Source organism: Massilia hydrophila, assembly GCF_020208145.1.
Lineage (GTDB): Bacteria > Pseudomonadota > Gammaproteobacteria > Burkholderiales > Burkholderiaceae_D > Telluria > Telluria hydrophila.
The window spans coordinates 316,084-336,466 of the sequence record NZ_JAHYBX010000003.1; the positions used below are offsets into that span (position 1 = coordinate 316,084).

The window sequence follows — 20,383 nt, forward strand, 5'->3', positions numbered from 1 at the left end:
GATTACCCGGCCAGGATGTTCGAGCTGATCGTCATGTCGTCTTCGCCGCCGGTGTTAAATCGGATCGAATCGAGTTCGAGCACGATCCGGCGCAGTGCATCGATGTCACCGGATTCTAGCGCCCGTCTGCCCTTGGCGCATTGGGCTGCGTGTTCGTTGGCGTCGGGGAACCGGTGCGCACTCTGCGCCAGCCATTTGAATTTATCGACGATGAACCAGTCCTGGCGCCACAGGATTTCGATGTTCTTGGAGCGCATCTCGTCCAGCAGGCCGTCGAATTCCGGGCCGTCCTTGTCGATGGCCCGATGCGCAGTTCGCGAGAGGTTGTCGAAAGCACTGGTCTCGGCTGGACGGGCATTGTTGCGCAGATGCGAGTCGAAGAAATCGATTACCTTGTCGAGGTCGATTTGACGGATTTCTTCCTGATTGGCCTTACGCGCGAGCGAGAGGAGCCGCTTCGCTTCCTGCACATCATCCATCGCCTGCTTTGCCGCTTCCGGATCGGCATCTTGAGTGCCGTCTTTCTGGACTCGTGCGAGGCGTTCCTGCGCTTGGTCAAGCCGCGGATCGCTGACCTTGCCTACGATCTCTTTCAAGCGAGTGCTCACCCGCTCGGCCTCCTCTTCGATACGCTTGGCGGCCTTCGAGTAGTCGACCTGCCCTTCGTCACGGGAATAGAAGTTGCGCCCGCTATGGAAGGTGCCACCAATGGACGGGACAGTCACGTCGAGAACGATGTTGCCGGAGTCGAGTACTTCGTAATCGCAGATCAAATCAGAACCTCTCGCGATCGCACCATCGCCGATATCCGTGCCCTTGATCTCGAACATTCCGACAAAACGGTTGTCAGAGACCGGATGGTCAATCTCTCCTTCCCAGACCTTAAACTTGAGCGAGCCCCGGCTGCCGGCTGCAAGCGCTTCGCCAGCCTTGAAGGTCTTTTTGCCACGTTTCGGCAACTGGTCGCCTTCCCTCACAAGGAAGTCTAGGATGGTGCGGCCACCGACCCTGTCCAGTACTTCGACTGCGATCGAGTGCGACGCTGGAATAGCATCGATCTGGGCTGCGGTACGGACAATGACGATACGGTCCTGCGGCAGGGAGATGCCGCCGCCGGCGGCGTCGTAAACGAATACCTTAAAGACGTTCTCGCCAGGTTTGCTGAGCGTGACGTCGACGATGACACCGTCGCGCAGCGCCATCCGGCCCGATGACCAGCCAGTATCAAGGCTATCGATCTGGAACGCCATGCCATCGGCTGCGCTAGAGCCCAGCTTGGCGACGACTTTTGCGCGGTGGTCGGGCGTGCGAGCCTGGAAACTGAACGACAGCGCCAACTGCCCACCCATGGCCAGCGCACCGCGGCCACTCTTGCGGGAGCGGTTTTCGCTCGACCAGTCGATTGATTCGGCAAACAGCGCGGCGCCCTCGGCTACAGCAGTCATGGGATTCACGTCGGTCGAGGCGGCTATGCCAAGCTCGAACGCCACCTTGTCGCGCAGCGGCTTGTACTGGGTAGGGCCACCCACAAACACGATACGGCCAATGTCATGTGGGCTCAAGCCAGCTTTTTCCATGGTGTCGCGCGCTGCGGCGACCGATTCCTCGACCTTCTCAGCGATCAGGCCGTCGAACGTGGTGCGAGTAATTGTGATGTCCAAATAGATATCGGCACCGCTTTCATCGCGCACACGCAGTTCACTGTCATCGAGCGTGATGATCGCCTCGTCGCCAGATGACAGTTCGATCTTGGCCTTCTCGGCCGCCCATGTGGCCATGTGACGCAAGGTCGCGTAGCGCTTGTCAGTTGAAAAATCCTCGGGTAGATCGAAGTTCTTGTGCAGCCAGGGCTTAATGACACGGTCAAGCAGGAGACGATCGAAATCGCGTCCGCCACACATCGCAATCCCGCCGTGCGCCAGCAGGCTCACGCGGCCGTTGATGCTCTCCGCGATTGCGATATCGAGCGTACCGCCGCCCAAGTCATAGACGAGGAACATGCCATCGCTTGCGCGCTGTCGCATAACGCTCATAACGGCTGCAACCGGCTCTTGCATCAGCGCGACGCGCCCCAGGCCAGCCATTTCGGCGGCAGCCATGGTGGCGTCCTTCTGCATCTGGTTGAAGGCTGCAGGGACGGTGATGACGGTGCCGGTGTCTGGATCGTTTCGGACTTCTTCAGGCAGGTAGCCAAAGAGCACGCGCAGGATCTCGGCGCTGCACTCTTCCGGCGTCATCTCGAGATCGACGGCCGGCAAACGGATTGGCGTGCTGGTGCCGATCAGGCGCTTGAACAGGGTTGCGGCGTTATCGGGTGCGCGGGCGGCGTTGTCATAGGCGCGCTTACCGACATACTTGTTGCCTCGCTTGTCGATAAAGATGGCCGACGGGGTGACGTCATTCTGATCTGGGCTTTTAAACAGACGCAAGGTTTCACCGTCGTACGTGCTGATGGCGCTGTTCGTCGTTCCGAGGTCGATGCCGATATAGTTCTTCACAATTGAAGGGCTTTCGCTAACATCACGGTACCGCCGCGTACTAGACCTTCCGGCCCCATCACGACGGGCTCAACTACTTGTTCGATATACAGGACGTCATCCGCCCCGAAGTCGCCGATGTTCAATGCGGAGACAGCCAGGCCAGGGTCGTAGGGTTGTCCCGTGAGATTGACGATGCGTAGTCCGAAGCGTTCCAGCCCGTCGTCCACTTTCTTGAGAAAATAGCGGGCTTGGTTAATATGACGGGGAGCTTCCGAGGGCGGCAGCTTGAGGATGGCGCGCTCAAAAATCCTAGCAAAGCGCCATCCCTCGACGCACACATCAATTAACGCCTGTCGCTCTTCTGCCGCAGTTGAAGGAGTGTTCATTGCTTTGCGTTCTACCCTGCGTACCATAGGATGGGCGCACTGAATGCCGATCTGCTGGCTGCTAGTGATGTTGACCAAATAAAAGTTTCCAATTGTACACAGCGCGCACTCGCGAGATATACACACAAAATCACCAGTGACGTAATCGCAACAATAGTTATCTTGCGTACAAGTGGGACGTACTAGATGAGGGAATCGCATCTCAACCGCTTTTTGGCCGATAGCGCAACGCTCGGCGCGGCTCAGTTCGACCGAACGTTGTCATTAGAATGACCTTGAAATATTCTGGCGGGGACCAAGCAGGATAGCAAAGGCGAGCATACTAGACCGACGCCCTTCATTCACTCAACCTTTCACATGTGGGCCTGAATAGGCGCTGAATGCCGGGCTGAGCACTACGAACGGAGGAACTTCCTCAAGCTAACGTTGGCTGCGGCTATGACTAGGCCGTAGGCCACTTGAGAGCGCTGCCTGTTTTCGATTACCCGTTCACCGGTGGCTTGTTCCAGATTGAGTATCGCTACTTCATGCCCCTGAGAGAACAAAGCTAGCAAAAAGAATCCAACCGGTGCAACTTTGACCAACATTACTGCAGAGTGTAACCCCTACGTAACCCGAGAAGAAAATCAGGGATCATTATTATTCGTAAGTCGTTGATTTATTTGGCCTGCCCAGCTGGGTTCGAACCAGCGACCCTCAGCTTAGAAGGCTGATGCTCTATCCAACTGAGCTATGGGCAGATGAAGGCGGAGGCGTGGCGCGTCCGCACAAATGAAACGGGCTGTCGAACGACAGCCCGCTAAAGAAGCCTTGGTCGGAGTACAAGGATTCGAACCTTGGACCCCCTGGTCCCAAACCAGGTGCGCTACCGGGCTGCGCTACACTCCGATGTGGAGCCGATGATACTCCCGCCAGCGGTGGGCGTCAAATCGGCGTCCGTGCTGCGGTGTTCAGGCGGCCAGCTTGTCGGCGATGCGGCGCGCCATGCTTTCCGCCACCGCGGCTTCCTTCGCTTCGACCATCACCCGGATCAACGGTTCGGTACCGGAGGCGCGGATCAGCACCCGGCCGCTGTCGCCCAGCTCGCGCTCGACCGCTTCCTTCTCGGCCACCAGGCCCTGGTCGCTGGTCCAGTCGAAGCCGGGCGTGACGCGCTTGTTGATCAGGGTCTGCGGGTACAGCTTCAGGTCGCTGCAGCATTCGGCCAGCGACTTGTTGCTGCGCCGCAGCGCCGAGAGTACCTGCAGCGCCGAGACAATGCCGTCGCCGGTGGTGTGCTTGTCCAGGGCCAGCAGGTGGCCCGAGCTTTCGCCACCGAACAGCCAGCCGCGTTCCTGCATTACTTCCAGCACGTAGCGGTCGCCGACCTTGGCGCGGGCGAAGCCGACGCCCATTTCCCTGAAGGCCACTTCCAGCGCCATATTGGTCATCAGGGTGCCGACAGCGCCCGCTACCGGGCCGGTCGCCATGCGGTCGCGCACCATCAGGTACAGCAGCTCATCGCCGTTGTAGACACGCCCGGCACCGTCGACCATGATCAGGCGGTCGGCGTCGCCATCCAGCGCAATGCCGAGGTCGGCCTTGTTGGCCACCACCGCTTCCGACAGGGCCTTGGGCGCCGTGGCGCCGACACCGTCGTTGATGTTGAAGCCGTCCGGCTGGGCGCCGATCGACACCACTTCGGCGCCGAGTTCGTGGAACACGTGGGGCGCGATGTTGTACGCAGCGCCGTGGGCGCTGTCGACCACGATCTTCAGCCCGCGCAGATCCAGTTCGTTCGGGAAGGTGCCCTTGCAAAATTCGATGTAGCGGCCCTGGGCGTCGCGCAGGCGCGTCGCACGGCCCAGCTTGTCGGAGTGCACGCAGCCCATCGGCTGGTCGATGGCATCCTCGATTTGCTGCTCGACCGCATCCGGCAGCTTGGTGCCGTGCTCGGAGAAGAACTTGATGCCGTTATCCTGGAACGGATTGTGCGACGCCGAGATCACCACGCCTGCCTGCAGGCGCAGCGCGCGGGTCAGGTAGGCGATGGCCGGGGTCGGCATCGGGCCGGCCAGCATCACGTCCACGCCAGCGGCCGAGAAGCCCGCTTCCAGCGCGGCTTCCAGCATGTAGCCCGAAATGCGGGTGTCCTTGCCGATCAGGACGACCGGACGGCCGCTGCTCGATTTACCGCCCTTGGCCAGCACCGTGCCGGCCGCATAGCCGAGGCGCATGACGAAGTCGGGGGTAATCGGTGCTTCGCCCACCAGGCCGCGCACTCCATCGGTACCGAAATATTTCCGTGCCATTCTTCTTCACTTTCTCGAATTAATCTTGGGTGCCGGCGTGCCATACCTTCAGCGCATCGACCGTTTCTGCTACATCGTGCACACGCACAATTTTAGCGCCATGCGCCACGGCAGCCAATGCCCCGCCCAGGCTGCCTGCCACCCTGGCCTCGACCGGACGGCCAGTGATGGCGCCAATCATCGACTTGCGCGACAGGCCGGCCAGTACCGGCAACGCGAGTTCGGCGCCGATGCGCCCTAACTGGCGCAGCAGCGCGTAGTTGTGTTCCACCGTCTTGCCGAAGCCAAAACCCGGGTCGACGCAGAGACGCTCGCGCGCGATGCCGGCGCGAACCAGGCTGTCCACGCGCTCGTGCAGGAAGGCGATCACCTCTCCCACCACGTCGGCATAGCCCGGGGCTTGCTGCATGGTCTGGGGCGTGGCCTGCATGTGCATCACGCACAGGCCGCAGTCGCTGTCCTGCACCGCCTCGATGGCGCCGGGCGCGCGAAAACCATTGATGTCGTTGATCATGTCGGCGCCGGCAATGATCGCTTCGCGCATGACTTCCGGCTTGCAGGTATCGACCGACAGCGCCACGTCCAGCGTGCGCAGCGCGTACAGGGTCGGCATGACGCGCGCCAGTTCTTCCGACACCGGCACGCTTGGGGAGCCGGGACGGGTCGATTCACCGCCGATGTCGATCATGGCCGCGCCATCGCGGATCATCTCCTCGGCGTGTGCGAGCGCGAACTCGAGGCCCTGGAAGCGGCCGCCATCGGAAAACGAATCGGGGGTAACGTTCAGGATGCCCATCACGAGTGGATGGTCAGCGCCTGGGCCTTCCAGCGCGAAGCTGTACTGGCCGCAATGCAGATTCTTGGGCATGACAGAGAGAGGAGTGTTAACGTGAAAAAGGCATCCGTCGGGATGCCTTTTTGCTCAAGCAGGGCAGCTGATCAAGCCGGTGCCGTCGCGTTCGGCGCCACGCCGCCGCCGCTGTCGCTCGGCGGGTTACGCTTGGTCAGCAGGCCGGTCTTCGGCTGGCGCGGCTCGCGGCCCGCCATGATGTCGTTGATCTGCTCGGCATCGATGGTTTCCCAGTCGAGCAGCGCCTTGGTCATCATCTCGACCTTGTCGCGGTTTTCCTCGAGCAGGCGGCGCGCCAGGGCGTACTGGGTGTCGAGGATGTTGCGGATCTCGGCATCGACCTTCTGCTGCGTCGCTTCCGAGATGGTCTTGGTGGCGCCGCCGAAGAAGCCTTCGTTCTCGCTGTCTTCGTAGACCATCACGCCCATGCTCTCGGACATGCCGAAGCGGGTCACCATCGAACGGGCCAGCTTGGTGGCGCGGGCGAAGTCGTTCGAGGCGCCGGTCGACATCTGGCCGACGAAGATCTCTTCGGCGATACGGCCGCCGAACAGGATCGAGATTTCTTCCAGCATCTTGTCCTTGTAGCCCGACAGGTTGTCGTGCTCAGGCAGCTGCCAGGTCAGGCCGAGCGCATAGCCGCGCGGCATGATCGTGACCTTGTGCACCGGGTCCGCCTTGGGCAGCAGCTTGGCGACCACCGCGTGGCCCGACTCGTGGTAAGCCGTGTTGCGGCGCTCTTCCTCGCGCATGACCATCGACTTGCGCTCCGGACCCATGTAGATCTTGTCCTTCGCATCTTCGAAGTCGATCATCTCGACCAGGCGCTTGCTGCGGCGCGCCGCGAACAGCGCGGCCTCGTTGACCAGGTTGGCCAGGTCGGCGCCCGAGAAGCCCGGGGTGCCGCGCGCCAGGATGTCGGCCTTGACGTCGGTACCGATCGGCACCTTGCGCATGTGCACGTTCAGGATCTGCTCGCGGCCGCGGATGTCCGGCAGGCCCACCATCACCTGGCGGTCGAAACGGCCCGGACGCAGCAGCGCCTTGTCGAGCACGTCGGCGCGGTTGGTCGCGGCGATGACGATCACGCCCGAGGAGGCTTCGAAGCCGTCCATCTCGACCAGCAGCTGGTTCAGGGTCTGTTCACGCTCGTCGTTGCCGCCGCCCATGCCGGCGCCGCGGTGGCGGCCGACCGCATCGATCTCGTCGATGAAGATGATGCAAGGCGAATGCTTCTTTGCATTTTCAAACATGTCGCGCACGCGCGACGCACCGACGCCGACGAACATCTCGACGAAGTCGGAACCGGAGATCGAGAAAAACGGCACCTTGGCTTCGCCGGCGATGGCGCGTGCCAGCAGGGTTTTACCGGTACCCGGAGGACCGACCATCAGCACGCCACGCGGAATGCGGCCGCCCAGCTTCTGGAACTTGGTCGGGTCTTTCAGGAAGTCGACGATCTCGGAAACTTCTTCCTTCGCTTCGTCACAGCCGGCGACATCGGCGAAGGTGACGGTATTGTTGGTTTCATCGAGCATGCGCGCCTTCGACTTGCCAAAGGAGAAAGCGCCGCCCTTGCCGCCGCCTTGCATCTGGCGCATGAAGAACACCCACACGCCGATCAGGAGCAGCATCGGGAACCAGGAGATGAAGACCTGTTGCAGGAAGCCCGGCTCTTCGGGCGGCTTGACGTCGAAGCGCACGCCGTTCTCGCGCAGGTCGCCGATCAGGCCGCGGTCGAGGATGGTCGCGGTGGCGCGGACCTTGCTGTCGTCCTGGCGGGTAGCCGTGATGTTCGAGCCTTCGATCACCACGTCCTTGATGCGGCGTGCCTTTACCTCGTCGAGGAGCTCGGAATAAGCGATGGTCTTGCTGCCGCCGGCGACGCTGTGGTTGTCGAACTGCTTGAACAGCATGAACAACAGCAGCGCAACGACCACCCAGATGGCGGATTTGGAAAACATATTATTCACGAAAACTCCTCCGATGCGAGCGCATCTCTACTGATTCAGTATGACGATTTTAACCGCAATAAGCCGACGCCGCCACGCAACGTAAGCAATAGTGCTTAAATGCCATTTTTTAATGCCAGGCAGGCTACGCAGGGTGCGCGCGACCCGCCTCACGCGGCTGATGTGCGGTTGCCGCGCCGAATATCAAGGGTAAATCGGCGTTTCGTGACGCATTCCGTTCCGTTTTCAGGCCGCCGGATTCTTCAGGCCACGCCCGAGCAGGAAAATCTCGGACGATTTGTCCCGGCTTGCCTTGGGTTTGACCTGCTTGACTGTCTTGAATTCTGTACGAAACTTTTCCAGTATCTGGGTAAATCCCATGTCTTTAAAGCATTTCACCAGCAGCGCGCCGCCGGGCTTCATGTGAAGTTGAGAAAACTCAATGGCAAGATCGATCAAGTGTTCCATTCGTGCCGCATCCGCCGTTGGAATGCCCGACAGGTTGGGCGCCATGTCGGACAGGACGAGGTCGGCCTTGCGGCCCTGCAGCAGGACGTCGAGCTGGTCCAGCACCTCTTCTTCACGAAAATCGCCCTGGATATACTGGACATCGGCGATCGGCTCCATGGGCAGCATGTCCAGGCCGATGATGGTGCCGTGGATACCGCCACCGTCCGCACCGGCCAGCTTGCGCCGGGTGTACTGGGCCCAGCTGCCGGGCGTACAGCCAAGGTCGACAATGACCTGGCCCGGCTTGATCAGCTTTTCGCTTTCATCGATCTCCTTGAGCTTGTAGGCCGCGCGCGCGCGAAAGCCATCTTTCTGGGCCAGTTTGACGTAAGGGTCGTTAATATGGTCGTGCAACCAGTTTTTGTTTAATTTGTTCTTGGCCATTCGCGTAGAATACTGCTTTTAAAGGTACTTCCAAACTAATTATGCTTAAACTCACTCCGGCCGAGCGCAGCGCACTGCGTGCCGAAGCCCATGGACTCAATCCGGTCGTCATGATCGGCGAATCGGGCCTGACCGAATCGGTCATGAAGGAAATCGCCGCCAGCCTTGACGCGCATGGCCTGATCAAGGTGCGTGTGTTCGGCGACGATCGCGAAGCCCGCGTTGCCATGTACGAACAGATCTGCGGCGAACTCGACGCCGCGCCTGTCCAGCACATCGGCAAGCTGCTGGTGCTGTACCGCCCGAAGAAGGAAACCGTCAAGGAACGCAGCAGCAAGGCTGGCAAGGGCATGCGCGAAGTTACCATCGTCAAGGCCAGCGCCAGCGGCACCAAGAAGCCGAGCGTCACCAAGGTCATGCTGAAGGGGAACGAACGTGTCACCGCGGGCGGCAACATCAAGCGCGCCAAGCCGCGCCAGGCGTCGACCAAGAAGAATTCACTGAACAAGTGATCGGAACCGGGGTGACCCGGTTTTTTTTCGCCGTTTCTTTCGGAACGAGCATCAGCCATCCAAGCTGAGGATCGTAGGGTGGGCGGGTCTCCCGCCCACGCGTTCAACTCATGCTTGAACAAAAGTAAATATACTTGGGTGCACATAGCGTATTTGACCGCGTGGGCAGGACACCTGCCCACCCTAGCAAACCCTGTGTCAGCGGCTCTTCAGCACCAGCACCGCGGCAAGAACGCTCTCGATCACGTGAAACAGCTGCGACACGCCATGCATGACGGCGAATCGCGTCCAGTACGGCGAAGCTTTCACCCCGCCCTCACCCGCCAGCGCGCGCAGCTCCGCCATGGCCGGCTGCAGTCCGGCCCACATCACCAGGGCGCAGGCCAGCATCGCCAGCACCAGCAGCTTCAGGCTGCGCCGCCGCGCGCCATCGAGGTCGCCGGAAAACCGCACCAGCATGACCATCAGGGCCCCGCAGCCGAGCGAGATCCAGCCCAGGCGCTGCAGGAAGCTGCCGACCACGTCACCCGCCACAGCGCTCGGCACCGTGGCGAACACGGCCGGCGCCGCGATATAGCCCAGCACCCACAGCGCTCCCGCCCATAGCACCGCCACCAGCAGCCTGGCGGCGGCGACACGGGAAGCGGAACGCGGGAGGCTGTCCGCCATCAGACGTAGCGCACTTCGAGGATTTCGTATTCGCGCGGACCCGAAGGGGCCTGCACTTCGACCACGTCGCCGGCATACTTGCCGATCAGGGCGCGCGCGATCGGCGAGGTCACCGATACCTTGTTCAGCTTGATGTCGGCTTCGTCGATGCCGACGATCTGGTAGCTCACCTTCTGGCCGCTTTCCAGGTCTTCCAGGTCGACGGTCGAGGCGAAGACAACGCGGCCTTCCGCATCCAGCGTGGCCGGATCGATGATCTGCGCGGCGCTCAGCTTGCCTTCGAGTTCCGCGATGCGGCCCTCGACGAAGGCCTGGCGCTCTTTCGCGGCGTCGTATTCGGCATTTTCGGACAGGTCGCCGTGCGAGCGCGCCTCGGCGATCGCGTCGATCACGTTACGGCGCTCCTTGGTCTTGAGCTGGTGCAGCTCTTCCTTCAGGAGTTCGGCGCCGTATTTGGTCAGTGGTACGCTAGTGTTCATGTCGCTCTACGTTGATTCGTGATTGGACGCACCAAGTGAAAACCACAGAGGCGCGCGGCGCTGCCGCGCGAGCTCTGTGGTCCTTGGTGCTACTCAGTTCTTACACTGATGCTTAGTTTAAGGTTTTATGAAGGCCTTGTAAATCGTAGACGCGCAGCTCGTCCAGGTGGCGCATGCCTTCGATCGCGGCTTCCGCGCCGGCGATAGTCGTGTAGGTGACCACGCGCGACTGCAGGGCCGAGGTCCGGATGGTGCGCGAATCGGTGATCGCCGAACGCTTCTCTTCCACGGTGTTGATCACCATGACGATTTCGCGGTTCTTGATCATGTCGACCACGTGCGGACGGCCTTCCAGCACCTTGTTCACCTGGCGCACCGGAATGCCGGCCGCCTCGATGACGGCGGCGGTACCCTTGGTGGCCACCAGCGAGAAGCCCAGCGCCACCAGTTCGCGCGCCGCGGCGACGGCACGCGGCTTGTCCGCACCCTTCACCGACAGGAACACCGTGCCCTTGGTCGGCAGGATGATGCCGGCCGCCAGCTGCGATTTCACGAAGGCTTCGCCGAAGGTCTCGCCCACGCCCATCACTTCGCCGGTCGACTTCATTTCCGGTCCGAGGATGGTGTCGACGCCCGGGAACTTCACGAACGGGAACACGACTTCCTTGACGCTGTAGAACGGCGGTGTCACTTCTTTCGTGATGCCCTGTTGCGCCAGGGTCTGGCCCACCATGCAGCGCGCCGCGATCTTGGCCAGCTGCAGGCCAGTCGCCTTCGACACGAACGGCACGGTGCGCGAGGCGCGTGGGTTCACTTCCAGCACAAAGACCGTGTCCACGGTCTTGCCGTCGACTTCCGACTGCTGGATCGCGAACTGCACGTTCATCAGGCCGACCACATTCAGGGCCTTGGCCATCAGCGCGGTCTGGTGCTTGAGCTCATTGATGGTCTCTTGCGACAGCGAGTACGGCGGCAGCGAACAGGCCGAATCGCCCGAGTGCACGCCGGCCTGTTCGATGTGCTCCATCACGCCGCCGATGAAGGTGGCTTCGCCGTCCGAGATGCAGTCGACGTCGACTTCGATGGCGTCGTTCAGGAAGCGGTCCAGCAGCACCGGCGAATCGTGCGAGACCTTGACCGCTTCGCGCATGTAGCGCTCGAGGTCGCGCTGCTCGTGGACGATCTCCATGGCGCGGCCGCCCAGCACGTAGGACGGACGCACCACCAGCGGGTAGCCGATCTCGTCGGCCAGCGCCAGGGCGTCGGCTTCGGTGCGCGCGGTGCGGTTCGGCGGCTGGCGCAGGCCGAGCTTTTGCAGCAGCTGCTGGAAGCGCTCGCGGTCTTCGGCCGCGTCGATCATGTCCGGCGAGGTGCCGATGATCGGCACGCCGTTGGCTTCCAGATCCAGCGCGAGCTTCAGCGGAGTCTGGCCGCCGTACTGCACGATCACGCCTTCCGGCTTTTCGAGGTCGACGATTTCCAGCACGTCTTCCAGGGTCAGCGATTCGAAGTACAGGCGGTCCGAGGTGTCGTAGTCGGTCGACACGGTCTCCGGGTTGCAGTTGACCATGATGGTCTCGTAGCCGTCTTCGCGCATGGCGAGAGCCGCGTGCACGCAGCAGTAGTCGAACTCGATGCCCTGGCCGATACGGTTCGGGCCACCGCCCAGCACCATGATCTTCTTCTTGTCGGTCGGGTTGGACTCGCACTCCTCGTCGTAGGTCGAGTACATGTAGGCCGTGTTGGTCGAAAACTCGGCCGCGCAGGTATCGACGCGCTTGTACACCGGACGGATGCCCAGCGCATGGCGGCGCTCGCGCACGGCCTGCGGCGTGGTCTGCATCAGGAAGGCCAGGCGGCGGTCCGAGAAGCCCTTCTGCTTCAGCTTGTACAGCAGCGGCTTGTCCAGGCTGTCCAGCTTCTGGTGATCCAGCCACAGCTCGATGTCGACGATCTCCTTGATCTGCACCAGGAACCACGGGTCGATCTTGGTGAGGTTATGCACCTCTTCCAGGGTGAAGCCCTGGGCGAATGCGTCACCCACATACCAGATGCGCTCCGGGCCCGGCTCACCCAGTTCCTCTTCGATCTTCTCGCGGTCGCGGGTCTTTTCGTTCAGGCCGTCGACGCCCACTTCCAGGCCGCGCAGGGCTTTCTGGAAGGACTCCTGGAAGGTGCGGCCCATCGCCATCACCTCGCCCACCGATTTCATCTGGGTGGTCAGGTGCTTGTCCGCGGTCGGGAATTTCTCGAAGGTGAAGCGCGGGATCTTGGTGACGACGTAGTCGATTGACGGCTCGAACGAGGCCGGGGTCGCGCCGCCGGTGATCTCGTTGCGCAGCTCGTCCAGCGTGAAGCCGACGGCCAGCTTGGCCGCCACTTTCGCGATCGGGAAGCCGGTGGCTTTCGAGGCCAGCGCCGAGGAACGCGACACGCGCGGGTTCATCTCGATGACGATCATGCGGCCGTCCTTCGGGTTGATCGCGAACTGCACGTTCGAGCCGCCGGTGTCGACGCCGATCTCGCGCAGCACGTTGATCGACGCGTTGCGCATGATCTGGTATTCCTTGTCGGTCAGCGTCTGCGCCGGCGCGACGGTGATCGAGTCGCCGGTGTGCACGCCCATCGGGTCCAGGTTTTCGATCGAGCAGATGATGATGCAGTTGTCCTTCTTGTCGCGGACCACTTCCATCTCGTACTCTTTCCAGCCGAGCAGCGACTCTTCGATCAGCAGCTCGTTGGTCGGCGAGGCTTCCAGGCCGCGCTTGCAGATCGCTTCGAATTCCTCTTCGTTATAGGCGATGCCGCCGCCGCTGCCGCCCATCGTGAAGGACGGACGGATGATGGTCGGGAAGCCCAGTTCGCGCTGCACGGCCCACGACTCTTCCATCGAGTGCGCCACGCCCGAGCGCGCCGAACCGAGGCCGATCTTGGTCATCGCATCCTTGAACTTGGAGCGGTCCTCGGCCTTGTCGATCGCTTCCGGGGTCGCGCCGATCAGCTCGACCTTGTATTTTTCCAGCACGCCGTTGTGGTGCAGGTCGAGCGCGCAGTTCAGCGCGGTCTGGCCGCCCATGGTCGGCAGGATCGCGTCCGGACGCTCCTTGTCGATGATGCGCTCGACGACCTTCCAGGTGATCGGCTCGATGTAGGTGACGTCGGCCGTTTCCGGGTCGGTCATGATGGTCGCCGGGTTCGAGTTGACCAGGATGACCTTGTAGCCTTCTTCGCGCAGGGCCTTGCAGGCCTGGGCGCCCGAGTAGTCGAATTCGACCGCCTGGCCGATGACGATCGGACCCGCGCCGATGATCAGGATGCTTTTGATATCACTACGCTTAGGCATTTACTTCTTCTCCTGCAGTATTTTTTCCAGCTTTCGCATCCATCAGCTTGATGAAGCGGTCGAACAGGTAGGCGACGTCGGTCGGGCCGGGCGAGGCTTCCGGGTGGCCCTGGAAGCAGAAGGCGGGCTTATCGGTACGCTCGAAACCTTGCAGCGAACCGTCGAACAGCGACACGTGGGTGACGCGGCAGTTGGCCGGGAGGGTCTCCGGGTCGACCGCGAAGCCGTGGTTCTGCGACGTGATCAATACCTTCTTCGAATCGAGGTCCTGCACCGGATGGTTGGCGCCGTGGTGGCCGAACTTCATCTTCATGGTCTTGGCGCCGGACGCCAGCGCCATGATCTGGTGGCCGAGGCAAATGCCGAAGGTCGGGACGCCCTTCTCGATCAGCTCGCGGCTGGCCTGGATCGCGTAGTCGCAAGGTTCCGGGTCGCCCGGGCCGTTGGCCAGGAAGATACCGTCCGGATTCAGGGCCAGCGCGTCGGCGGCGGTTGCCTGGGCCGGCAGCACGGTCACCTTGCAGCCGCGCTCGGCCAGCATGCGCAGGATGTTGCGCTTGACGCCGTAGTCAAACGCGACCACGTGGTACTGGGGATTGTCCTGCTTGCCGAAGCCTTCGCCGAGCTTCCACTCGGTCTCGGTGAAGACGTAGGGCTCTTTCACGGACACGACCTTGGCCAGGTCCATGCCGGCCAGGCCAGGGAAGGAACGCGCCAGCTCCAGCGCCTGGCTTTCCTGCGGCTCCTTGCCCTGGATGCCGGTCACGATGGCGCCGGCCTGGGCGCCCTTCTCGCGCAGGATGCGCGTCAGCTTGCGGGTGTCGATGCCGGCGATGGCAACCACGTTTTCCTGCTTCAGATAATCCGACAGCGACTGGGTGGAACGGAAATTCGATGCCAGCAGCGGCAGGTCGCGGATGATCAGGCCGGCGGCGTGCACCCTGGAGGCCTCGACGTCGGCCGGGTTGACGCCGTAGTTGCCGATGTGCGGGTACGTCAGGGTAACGATCTGACGCGAATAGCTGGGGTCGGTGAGGATTTCCTGGTAGCCGGTAATCGCGGTGTTGAACACCACTTCACCAGTCGTATGACCGGTGGCACCAATGGAAACTCCTTTGAAAATCGTTCCGTCAGCGAGAGCCAGGATGGCCGGGACGGCTGGGCCAGAAAAAAATGGCGGCAAGGGTAACTCCCAATAAAGTTACCGTAGCTTCGCCACGTCAGACCGGCATCCAACACACCCGGGCGGAGACTGCCTGCCGGTAGCTGGACATCTAGTTGAATGAGGGATGGTGGGTAGGCGCTACGGCAAATGTGTGAATGGTTAAACTTCCGAATTATAGCGCGGGAAGGGCTTATTCGGCAATGCAGCAATTTGATAAAAGTGGCCCTGATTTTGCTCAAAAACGCGCAAACGCGGCGCGCGCTCGGGTCGATGCTGCCTGGGCGAAACAAAAAGAAAAGGCGCCGCAGCGCCTTGTCTTCCCGTGCTGGTACGTGACTCAGCCGCCGATCCCCAGGGCCGCGATGCCCGCCTTGGCGATCTGCGCGTCCTCGTTCGATTTCACGCCCGACACGCCCACCGCACCGATCACGTGTCCGTCCACGATCACCGGCACCCCGCCTTCCAGCATGCCTTCGAGTTCCGGAGCCGACAGAAAAGAGGTGCGACCGTTGTTGATCACGTCCTCGTAAAGCTTTGATTCGCGACGGCCGAGCGCGGCGGTGCGTGCCTTGGCCGGTGCGATGTAGGCCGAGCTCGGCGCGGCGCCGTCCAGGCGCTGCAAGCACAGCAGGTGTCCCCCGTCGTCCACGATGGCGAACGACACCGCCCAGTTGTTGCGCAGCGCTTCGGCTTCGGCGGCGGCGGCGATCTTCTTGACGTCTTCCAGGATCAGGTAAGGCTTCGTTTGCATGGGGGTTCCCTTATTGTCCTTGTTGCTTGGCCTTGAGTTTGGCCTTGATTTGCGGCATCACCGCAGCCGCCGCCTGTTCTCCGGCAAGGATGGCCTGGTTGCGGCTGGTGAAGTCGGCACTGCCCATGTTGCCAAGCTTGGGCGTGATGACGACGTCGGCTTCCTTCAGTTCGAAGTGGTTCAGGCGCTGGCCCATGATGCTGAAGGTCTGCATCAGGACGTCGAGCGAACTGGCCGTGGCCGCCCCTTCGGTGGCGCTGGAAATATTTACCGCAATAATGAACTCGGCGCCCATCTCCTTGGTGAACTTCACCGGCACCGGTGCCACCAGTCCACCATCGACATAGGTATTGGCGCCGATCTTAACCGGCTGGAACACGCTCGGCACGCTCGACGAGGCTCGCACGGCCATGCCGGTGTTGCCCTTGTTGAACAGGATCGGGCTGCCGGTCTTGAGGTCGGTGGCCACGGCGCCGAAGCGCAGCTTCAGGCGCTCCATCGGCACGCCACCCACGGCCTTGTTCACGTAGTTCTGCAGCGCCTCTCCTTTCAGCACGCCGGTCGATTTGCCGAACAGCGGCAGGGCCCAGTCCGAGATGGTCGACTCGTCCATGCCCATCGCGGTCTTCTGCAGTGTAAAGCCGTCCATGCCCGACGCGTACAGCGCGCCGACCACCGAACCGGCGCTGGTGCCGACCACGATCTCGGGCACGATGCCCTGGGCTTCCAGCGCCTTGATGACGCCGATGTGGGCAAAGCCGCGGGCGGCGCCGCCGCCCAGCGCCAGGCCGATTTTCACCTTCCGCGGTGACGGTGGTGTGACCTGCTGGGCGGCAGGCGCCGCGGGAGGCTGGGATGGGGTACTGCCGCAAGCGGTCAGGAACAGCGCGGCGCAGGCGATCAGGGAGCTACGGCGAGAGAACATAAGGGGTGCTTGAGGGAACGAAGCACGATTGTACCGCGACCGAAGAATGAAGGGGGCCAGCATCGGATGATCCGGACATGCAACGGAGATGCCCGACAATTCGACCCAGACCTCATCGGGCAGAACCCGGTTCGGAGCCCGCTGCCAGGAGATATCACGGGTTTTCCGACGAATTCGACTCCGACCCCAATGAGGTGTTGGGCAGCACCGCCGTGAAGCTGCTTCCCTGCCCTGGCACCGAACTGATCAGGAGACGCCCGCCATGGCGCAGCAGCACGTGCTTGACGATTGCCAGCCCCAGCCCCGTCCCCTGGGTCTCGCGCGAGCGGCTCTTGTCGACGCGGTAGAAGCGCTCGGTCAGGCGCGCGATGTGGATCGGCTCGATGCCGATCCCGCTGTCCGTCACCGCGAAGCGCAAATCGTCGGGCCCGCGCTTCCAGGACAAGCGGATCGTGCCGCCATCCGGTGAATAGCGCACCGCATTCGAGGCCAGGTTGGCGAAGGCGCTACGCAGCTCTTCCTGGCTGCCCATCACGTCGGGTCCCTCGCATTCGACCTCGACCGCATGGCGCCCGCCCGACAGGGCCCGGGTCTCTTCCGCAACCGATTCCACCAGCGCGCGCATGTCGACCCGCTCGCGCTTGAGCGGGAATTCGTCCGATTCCAGGCGCGACAGGGTCAGCATGTCGCCGATCAGGCGCTGCATGCGCTGCCCCTGTTCCGTCATCAGGTGCAGGTGCGCCGTCCGGGTAGCCAGGTCCATGCCGGGATCGGACAGCGCGATCTCGAGGAAGCCGACGATCACCGTCAGCGGCGTGCGCAGTTCGTGCGAGGCGTTGGCGATGAAGTCGCGCCGCATCGCGTCCAGTCGCTCGGACTCGGTGGCGTCGTGGGTGACCAGGATCTGGCGCCGGTTCTCGAAAGGGATGATGCGGCATTCGAGCTTGCGGCCGCGGAAGGACAGCGTCAGCGGCTGCTCGTAGCGGCCCAGCACCACGTAGTCGATGAACTCGGGGTGGCGCACCAGGTTGGTCACGCGCAGGCTCTTGTCGCGCGCCAGGCTCAGGCCAAGGTGGCGCTCGGCCGCCTCGTTGCACCACTCCAGGAACAGCACGTCGTCCATGATCGCCACACCTTCCGGCAGCAGCTGCATGGCCTGGCGAAAGCGCGCCAGCCATTCGGCCATCTCGGCCTGGTGGCGCTCGTCCTCGCGCCGCAGCCGGTATAGGCGCGCGAACACCTCGGTCCAGGCGCCCCAGCCGTCCGGCAAGCGGCCCGAGCGCGGGTCGTTCAGCCACTCGCCCAGCGCGTGCAGGTAGCGCAGCTGGATGAACAGCGCGACCGCCAGCGCCGACAGCGCGAACACCAGCGCGGAAAGCGTGCCCGCCATCCACCACACCAGGCCTGCGGCACCGAACAGCAAGGCCAGGCGCAGGATCGCCGGCACCCAGAACAGCAGCTTCGGACTCATCGAGCTCATTGTTCTACTTCTCGGACAGCATGTAGCCGACGCTGCGCACCGTGCGGATCAGTCCATCGGCGCTTTTCAGGGCCTTGCGCAGCCGCAGCACGTGCACGTCGACCGTGCGCTCCTCGATCACCGCGTGGTCGCCCCACAGCTTGTCGAGCAGCTGGGCGCGCGAAAACACACGCTCGCGGTGCGCCATCAGGAACTTGAGCAGCTTGAATTCGGCATGCCCGATCTCGATCGGCTGCCCGTCGACCGTGACGGTACAGCTGCCTGGATCGAGCACCACGCCGCCGGCGCGCAGCGGCGCTTCGGCCAGGTGCGGGAGCTTGCGGCGCAGCAGCGCGCGCGAACGCGCCAGCAGTTCGCGCGGCGAGAACGGCTTGGTGATGTAGTCGTCGGCACCCGTGTCCAGGCCGGCGATCTTGTCTTCTTCCATGCTCTTGGCGGTCAGCATGATGACCGGGATGTCCTGGAAGTCGCGGTCGCCGCGCAGGCGCGACAGCAGGCGCAGGCCGCTCTGGTCGGGCAGCATCCAGTCCAGCAGCACGAGGTCGGGCCTGGCGTGGGTGATGCTGTCCCAGGCCGCGCCCACCGTGTCGGCGCTGCGGATGTCCCAGCCGGCTTCGCGCAGCGAATACCTCACCAGCTCGACGATCGCGGGTTCGTCCTCGACCAGCAGCACGCGGGTGTTGTCCGCCATGCTCAAGCGCCCGCTCCTTCGGCCGCCGGCGCCTTGCTGTGGCGGATGTCGCGCCCTTCGACCACGTAGACCACGTATTCGGCGATGTTCTTGGCGTGGTCGCCGACCCGTTCGATGGCCTTGGCCACCCACAGCGTGTCGAGCGCCGTGGAGATCGTGCGCGGGTCTTCCATCATGAACGTGATCAGGGTGCGCATGATGCTGCGGAATTCGTGGTTGATGGTCTCGTCGACCGCGATCAGTTCGTGCGCCGCCTTGCCGTCCAGACGCGCGAAGGCGTCGAGGGCGCCGTGCAGCATGCCGACGGCGGCGCGCGCGATGCCGCGCACCATGTCGTAGTGGGCGAAGGAGGCGTTGCCCCGCTCGTGCAGGCCCTTGGCGCTGCGTGCGATCTTGGTGGCTTCGTCGCCGACACGTTCGAGGTCGGTGATGACCTTGATGGTGGCCATCACCGTGCGCAGGTCGTTGGCCGCCGGCTGGCGGCGCACGATCAGGTGGCCGCAGGCGTCGTCCAGCTGCACTTCGAGCTGGTTCACGGCCCCATCCCCGGCGATCACGCGCTCGGCGCGCGCGGTGTCGCCCACGCGGAAGCATTCCAGCGCTTCCTCGAGCTGGGTTTCCACCATGCCGCCCATCAGCAAGACCTTGGAACGGATCGCTTCCAGTTCCTGGTCATACTGCTTGGATGAATGCTCGCCTGTCATTGCTTGTCTCCAGTTCGGGTTCGTCTCGGTCGGTCAGCCAAAGCGGCCGGTAATATAATCTTGGGTTTCCTTGCGCGCCGGGTTCATGAAGATCTGGTCGGTCTCGCCGAATTCGATCAGCTCTCCAAGATACATGTAGGCAGTGTAATCGGAACAGCGCGCGGCCTGCTGCATGTTGTGGGTCACGATGACGATCGTGTAGTCCTGTTTCAGTTCGCTGATCAGTTCTTCGATCTTGGCGGTCGAGATCGGGTCCAGCGCGGAGGTCGGCTCGTCGAGCAGCAGCACATCGGGTTTCACCGCCACGCCGCGCGCGATGCACAGGCGCTGCTGCTGGCCGCCGGAGAGCGACAGGCCGCTCTTGTTCAGCTTGTCCTTCGCCTCTTCCCACAAGGCCGCCTTCTTCAGCGCCCATTCGACGCGCTCGTCCATCTCACCTTTCGACAGGTTTTCGTAGAGGCGCACGCCAAAGGCGATGTTGTCGTAGATCGACATCGGGAACGGGGTCGGCTTCTGGAACACCATGCCCACCTTGGCGCGCAGCATGTTGACGTCCACGCCAGGCGCCAGGATGTTACGGCCGCGGTACTGGATCAGGCCTTCGGCGCGCTGGCCCGGGTACAGGTCGTACATGCGGTTCAGGGTGCGCAGCAGGGTCGACTTGCCGCAGCCCGAGGGACCGATGAAGGCGGTCACCTGGCGGTCGTGGATGTCGAGCTTCACGTTCTTCAGGCTCTGGGTCTTCCCGTAGAAGAAGTTCAGGCCCTGGATCTCGATGGTCTTGCTCTTGGTCGTGGTCTGGTTCATGACG

The 20,383-nt window shown here is 62.7% G+C and carries 17 protein-coding genes and 2 tRNA genes; 1 reads left to right on the plus strand and 18 read right to left on the minus strand.

Annotated elements, in window-relative coordinates; translation table 11 throughout:
- Positions 1–2 precede the first annotated feature (2 nt).
- The 8 genes from LE190_RS10940 to LE190_RS10975 all read right to left on the minus strand — a co-directional run bounded on the left by LE190_RS10940 (position 3) and on the right by LE190_RS10975 (position 8,853).
- Positions 3–2,498, minus strand: a complete 2,496-nt coding sequence (locus LE190_RS10940; RefSeq protein ID WP_225238717.1) for an Hsp70 family protein — start codon at positions 2,496–2,498, stop codon at positions 3–5.
- The gene (locus LE190_RS10945) at positions 2,495–2,944 is read right to left on the minus strand and encodes a hypothetical protein (RefSeq protein ID WP_225238718.1); all 450 of its coding nucleotides are present in this window, start codon (positions 2,942–2,944) and stop codon (positions 2,495–2,497) included. The genes LE190_RS10940 and LE190_RS10945 overlap by 4 nt, the downstream gene beginning before the upstream one ends.
- Positions 2,945–3,529: 585 nt before the next feature.
- Positions 3,530–3,606: transfer RNA gene (locus LE190_RS10950), tRNA-Arg, on the minus strand.
- A 71-nt stretch (positions 3,607–3,677) separates the two neighbouring features.
- A tRNA-Pro gene (locus LE190_RS10955) sits at positions 3,678–3,754 on the minus strand.
- Positions 3,755–3,816: 62 nt separating this feature from the next.
- Positions 3,817–5,157, minus strand: coding sequence for a phosphoglucosamine mutase (gene glmM, locus LE190_RS10960; RefSeq protein WP_225238719.1), 1,341 nt, complete (start codon positions 5,155–5,157; stop codon positions 3,817–3,819).
- Positions 5,158–5,176: 19 nt separating this feature from the next.
- Positions 5,177–6,025 (minus strand): dihydropteroate synthase, encoded by an 849-nt coding sequence (folP, locus tag LE190_RS10965; protein WP_225238720.1) that lies wholly within the window; start codon positions 6,023–6,025, stop codon positions 5,177–5,179.
- Positions 6,026–6,096: 71 nt separating this feature from the next.
- Positions 6,097–7,980, minus strand: a complete 1,884-nt coding sequence (ftsH, locus tag LE190_RS10970) for an ATP-dependent zinc metalloprotease FtsH (protein WP_225238721.1) — start codon at positions 7,978–7,980, stop codon at positions 6,097–6,099.
- 225 nt (positions 7,981–8,205) lie between these two features.
- On the minus strand, positions 8,206–8,853 hold the full coding sequence (locus LE190_RS10975) for an RlmE family RNA methyltransferase (RefSeq protein ID WP_225238722.1): 648 nt from the start codon (positions 8,851–8,853) through the stop codon (positions 8,206–8,208).
- Positions 8,854–8,894: 41 nt separating this feature from the next.
- Between LE190_RS10975 and yhbY the strand changes: the two genes are divergently transcribed.
- Entirely contained in the window at positions 8,895–9,365 is a 471-nt protein-coding gene (yhbY, locus tag LE190_RS10980; RefSeq protein ID WP_225238723.1) for a ribosome assembly RNA-binding protein YhbY, read from the plus strand.
- Positions 9,366–9,563: 198 nt separating this feature from the next.
- Here the strand turns inward: yhbY and LE190_RS10985 are convergent, their stop codons facing one another.
- From LE190_RS10985 to pstB, 10 genes are all read right to left on the minus strand, one after another.
- Positions 9,564–10,034, minus strand: coding sequence for a DUF4149 domain-containing protein (locus LE190_RS10985; RefSeq protein WP_225238724.1), 471 nt, complete (start codon positions 10,032–10,034; stop codon positions 9,564–9,566).
- Positions 10,034–10,513 (minus strand): transcription elongation factor GreA, encoded by a 480-nt coding sequence (greA, locus tag LE190_RS10990; RefSeq protein WP_224945633.1) that lies wholly within the window; start codon positions 10,511–10,513, stop codon positions 10,034–10,036. The genes LE190_RS10985 and greA overlap by 1 nt, the downstream gene beginning before the upstream one ends.
- Before the next feature lie 112 nt (positions 10,514–10,625).
- On the minus strand, positions 10,626–13,856 hold the full coding sequence (gene carB, locus LE190_RS10995; RefSeq protein WP_225238725.1) for a carbamoyl-phosphate synthase large subunit: 3,231 nt from the start codon (positions 13,854–13,856) through the stop codon (positions 10,626–10,628).
- Positions 13,849–15,039, minus strand: coding sequence for a glutamine-hydrolyzing carbamoyl-phosphate synthase small subunit (gene carA / locus LE190_RS11000; RefSeq protein WP_225238726.1), 1,191 nt, complete (start codon positions 15,037–15,039; stop codon positions 13,849–13,851). The genes carB and carA overlap by 8 nt, the downstream gene beginning before the upstream one ends.
- A 319-nt stretch (positions 15,040–15,358) precedes the next feature.
- The gene (locus tag LE190_RS11005) at positions 15,359–15,772 is read right to left on the minus strand and encodes a GlcG/HbpS family heme-binding protein (protein WP_225238727.1); all 414 of its coding nucleotides are present in this window, start codon (positions 15,770–15,772) and stop codon (positions 15,359–15,361) included.
- Positions 15,773–15,782: 10 nt separating this feature from the next.
- Entirely contained in the window at positions 15,783–16,697 is a 915-nt protein-coding gene (locus tag LE190_RS11010) for a patatin-like phospholipase family protein (RefSeq protein WP_225238728.1), read from the minus strand.
- Between the two features lie 154 nt (positions 16,698–16,851).
- Complete coding sequence (gene phoR, locus LE190_RS11015; protein WP_225238905.1) at positions 16,852–18,168, minus strand: phosphate regulon sensor histidine kinase PhoR; 1,317 nt, start codon at positions 18,166–18,168, stop codon at positions 16,852–16,854.
- 13 nt (positions 18,169–18,181) lie between these two features.
- Positions 18,182–18,868 (minus strand): response regulator, encoded by a 687-nt coding sequence (locus LE190_RS11020; RefSeq protein WP_225238906.1) that lies wholly within the window; start codon positions 18,866–18,868, stop codon positions 18,182–18,184.
- Positions 18,869–18,870: 2 nt separating this feature from the next.
- Complete coding sequence (gene phoU, locus LE190_RS11025; RefSeq protein ID WP_225238729.1) at positions 18,871–19,572, minus strand: phosphate signaling complex protein PhoU; 702 nt, start codon at positions 19,570–19,572, stop codon at positions 18,871–18,873.
- Positions 19,573–19,605: 33 nt separating this feature from the next.
- Positions 19,606–20,379, minus strand: coding sequence for a phosphate ABC transporter ATP-binding protein PstB (gene pstB / locus LE190_RS11030; RefSeq protein ID WP_225238730.1), 774 nt, complete (start codon positions 20,377–20,379; stop codon positions 19,606–19,608).
- Positions 20,380–20,383 lie beyond the last annotated feature (4 nt).

Bases quoted from the DNA above. Each gene is read 5' to 3' on its own strand.
- glmM (WP_225238719.1), bottom strand. From the start codon at position 5,157: ATGGCACGGAAATATTTCGGTACCGATGGAGTGCGCGGCCTGGTGGGC.
- folP (WP_225238720.1), bottom strand. From the start codon at position 6,025: ATGCCCAAGAATCTGCATTGCGGCCAGTACAGCTTCGCGCTGGAAGGC.
- LE190_RS10975 (WP_225238722.1), bottom strand. From the start codon at position 8,853: ATGGCCAAGAACAAATTAAACAAAAACTGGTTGCACGACCATATTAAC.
- yhbY (WP_225238723.1), top strand. From the start codon at position 8,895: ATGCTTAAACTCACTCCGGCCGAGCGCAGCGCACTGCGTGCCGAAGCC.
- LE190_RS10985 (WP_225238724.1), bottom strand. From the start codon at position 10,034: ATGGCGGACAGCCTCCCGCGTTCCGCTTCCCGTGTCGCCGCCGCCAGG.
- greA (WP_224945633.1), bottom strand. From the start codon at position 10,513: ATGAACACTAGCGTACCACTGACCAAATACGGCGCCGAACTCCTGAAG.
- carB (WP_225238725.1), bottom strand. From the start codon at position 13,856: ATGCCTAAGCGTAGTGATATCAAAAGCATCCTGATCATCGGCGCGGGT.
- LE190_RS11005 (WP_225238727.1), bottom strand. From the start codon at position 15,772: ATGCAAACGAAGCCTTACCTGATCCTGGAAGACGTCAAGAAGATCGCC.
- LE190_RS11010 (WP_225238728.1), bottom strand. From the start codon at position 16,697: ATGTTCTCTCGCCGTAGCTCCCTGATCGCCTGCGCCGCGCTGTTCCTG.
- phoR (WP_225238905.1), bottom strand. From the start codon at position 18,168: ATGAGTCCGAAGCTGCTGTTCTGGGTGCCGGCGATCCTGCGCCTGGCC.
- LE190_RS11020 (WP_225238906.1), bottom strand. From the start codon at position 18,868: ATGGCGGACAACACCCGCGTGCTGCTGGTCGAGGACGAACCCGCGATC.
- phoU (WP_225238729.1), bottom strand. From the start codon at position 19,572: ATGACAGGCGAGCATTCATCCAAGCAGTATGACCAGGAACTGGAAGCG.
- pstB (WP_225238730.1), bottom strand. From the start codon at position 20,379: ATGAACCAGACCACGACCAAGAGCAAGACCATCGAGATCCAGGGCCTG.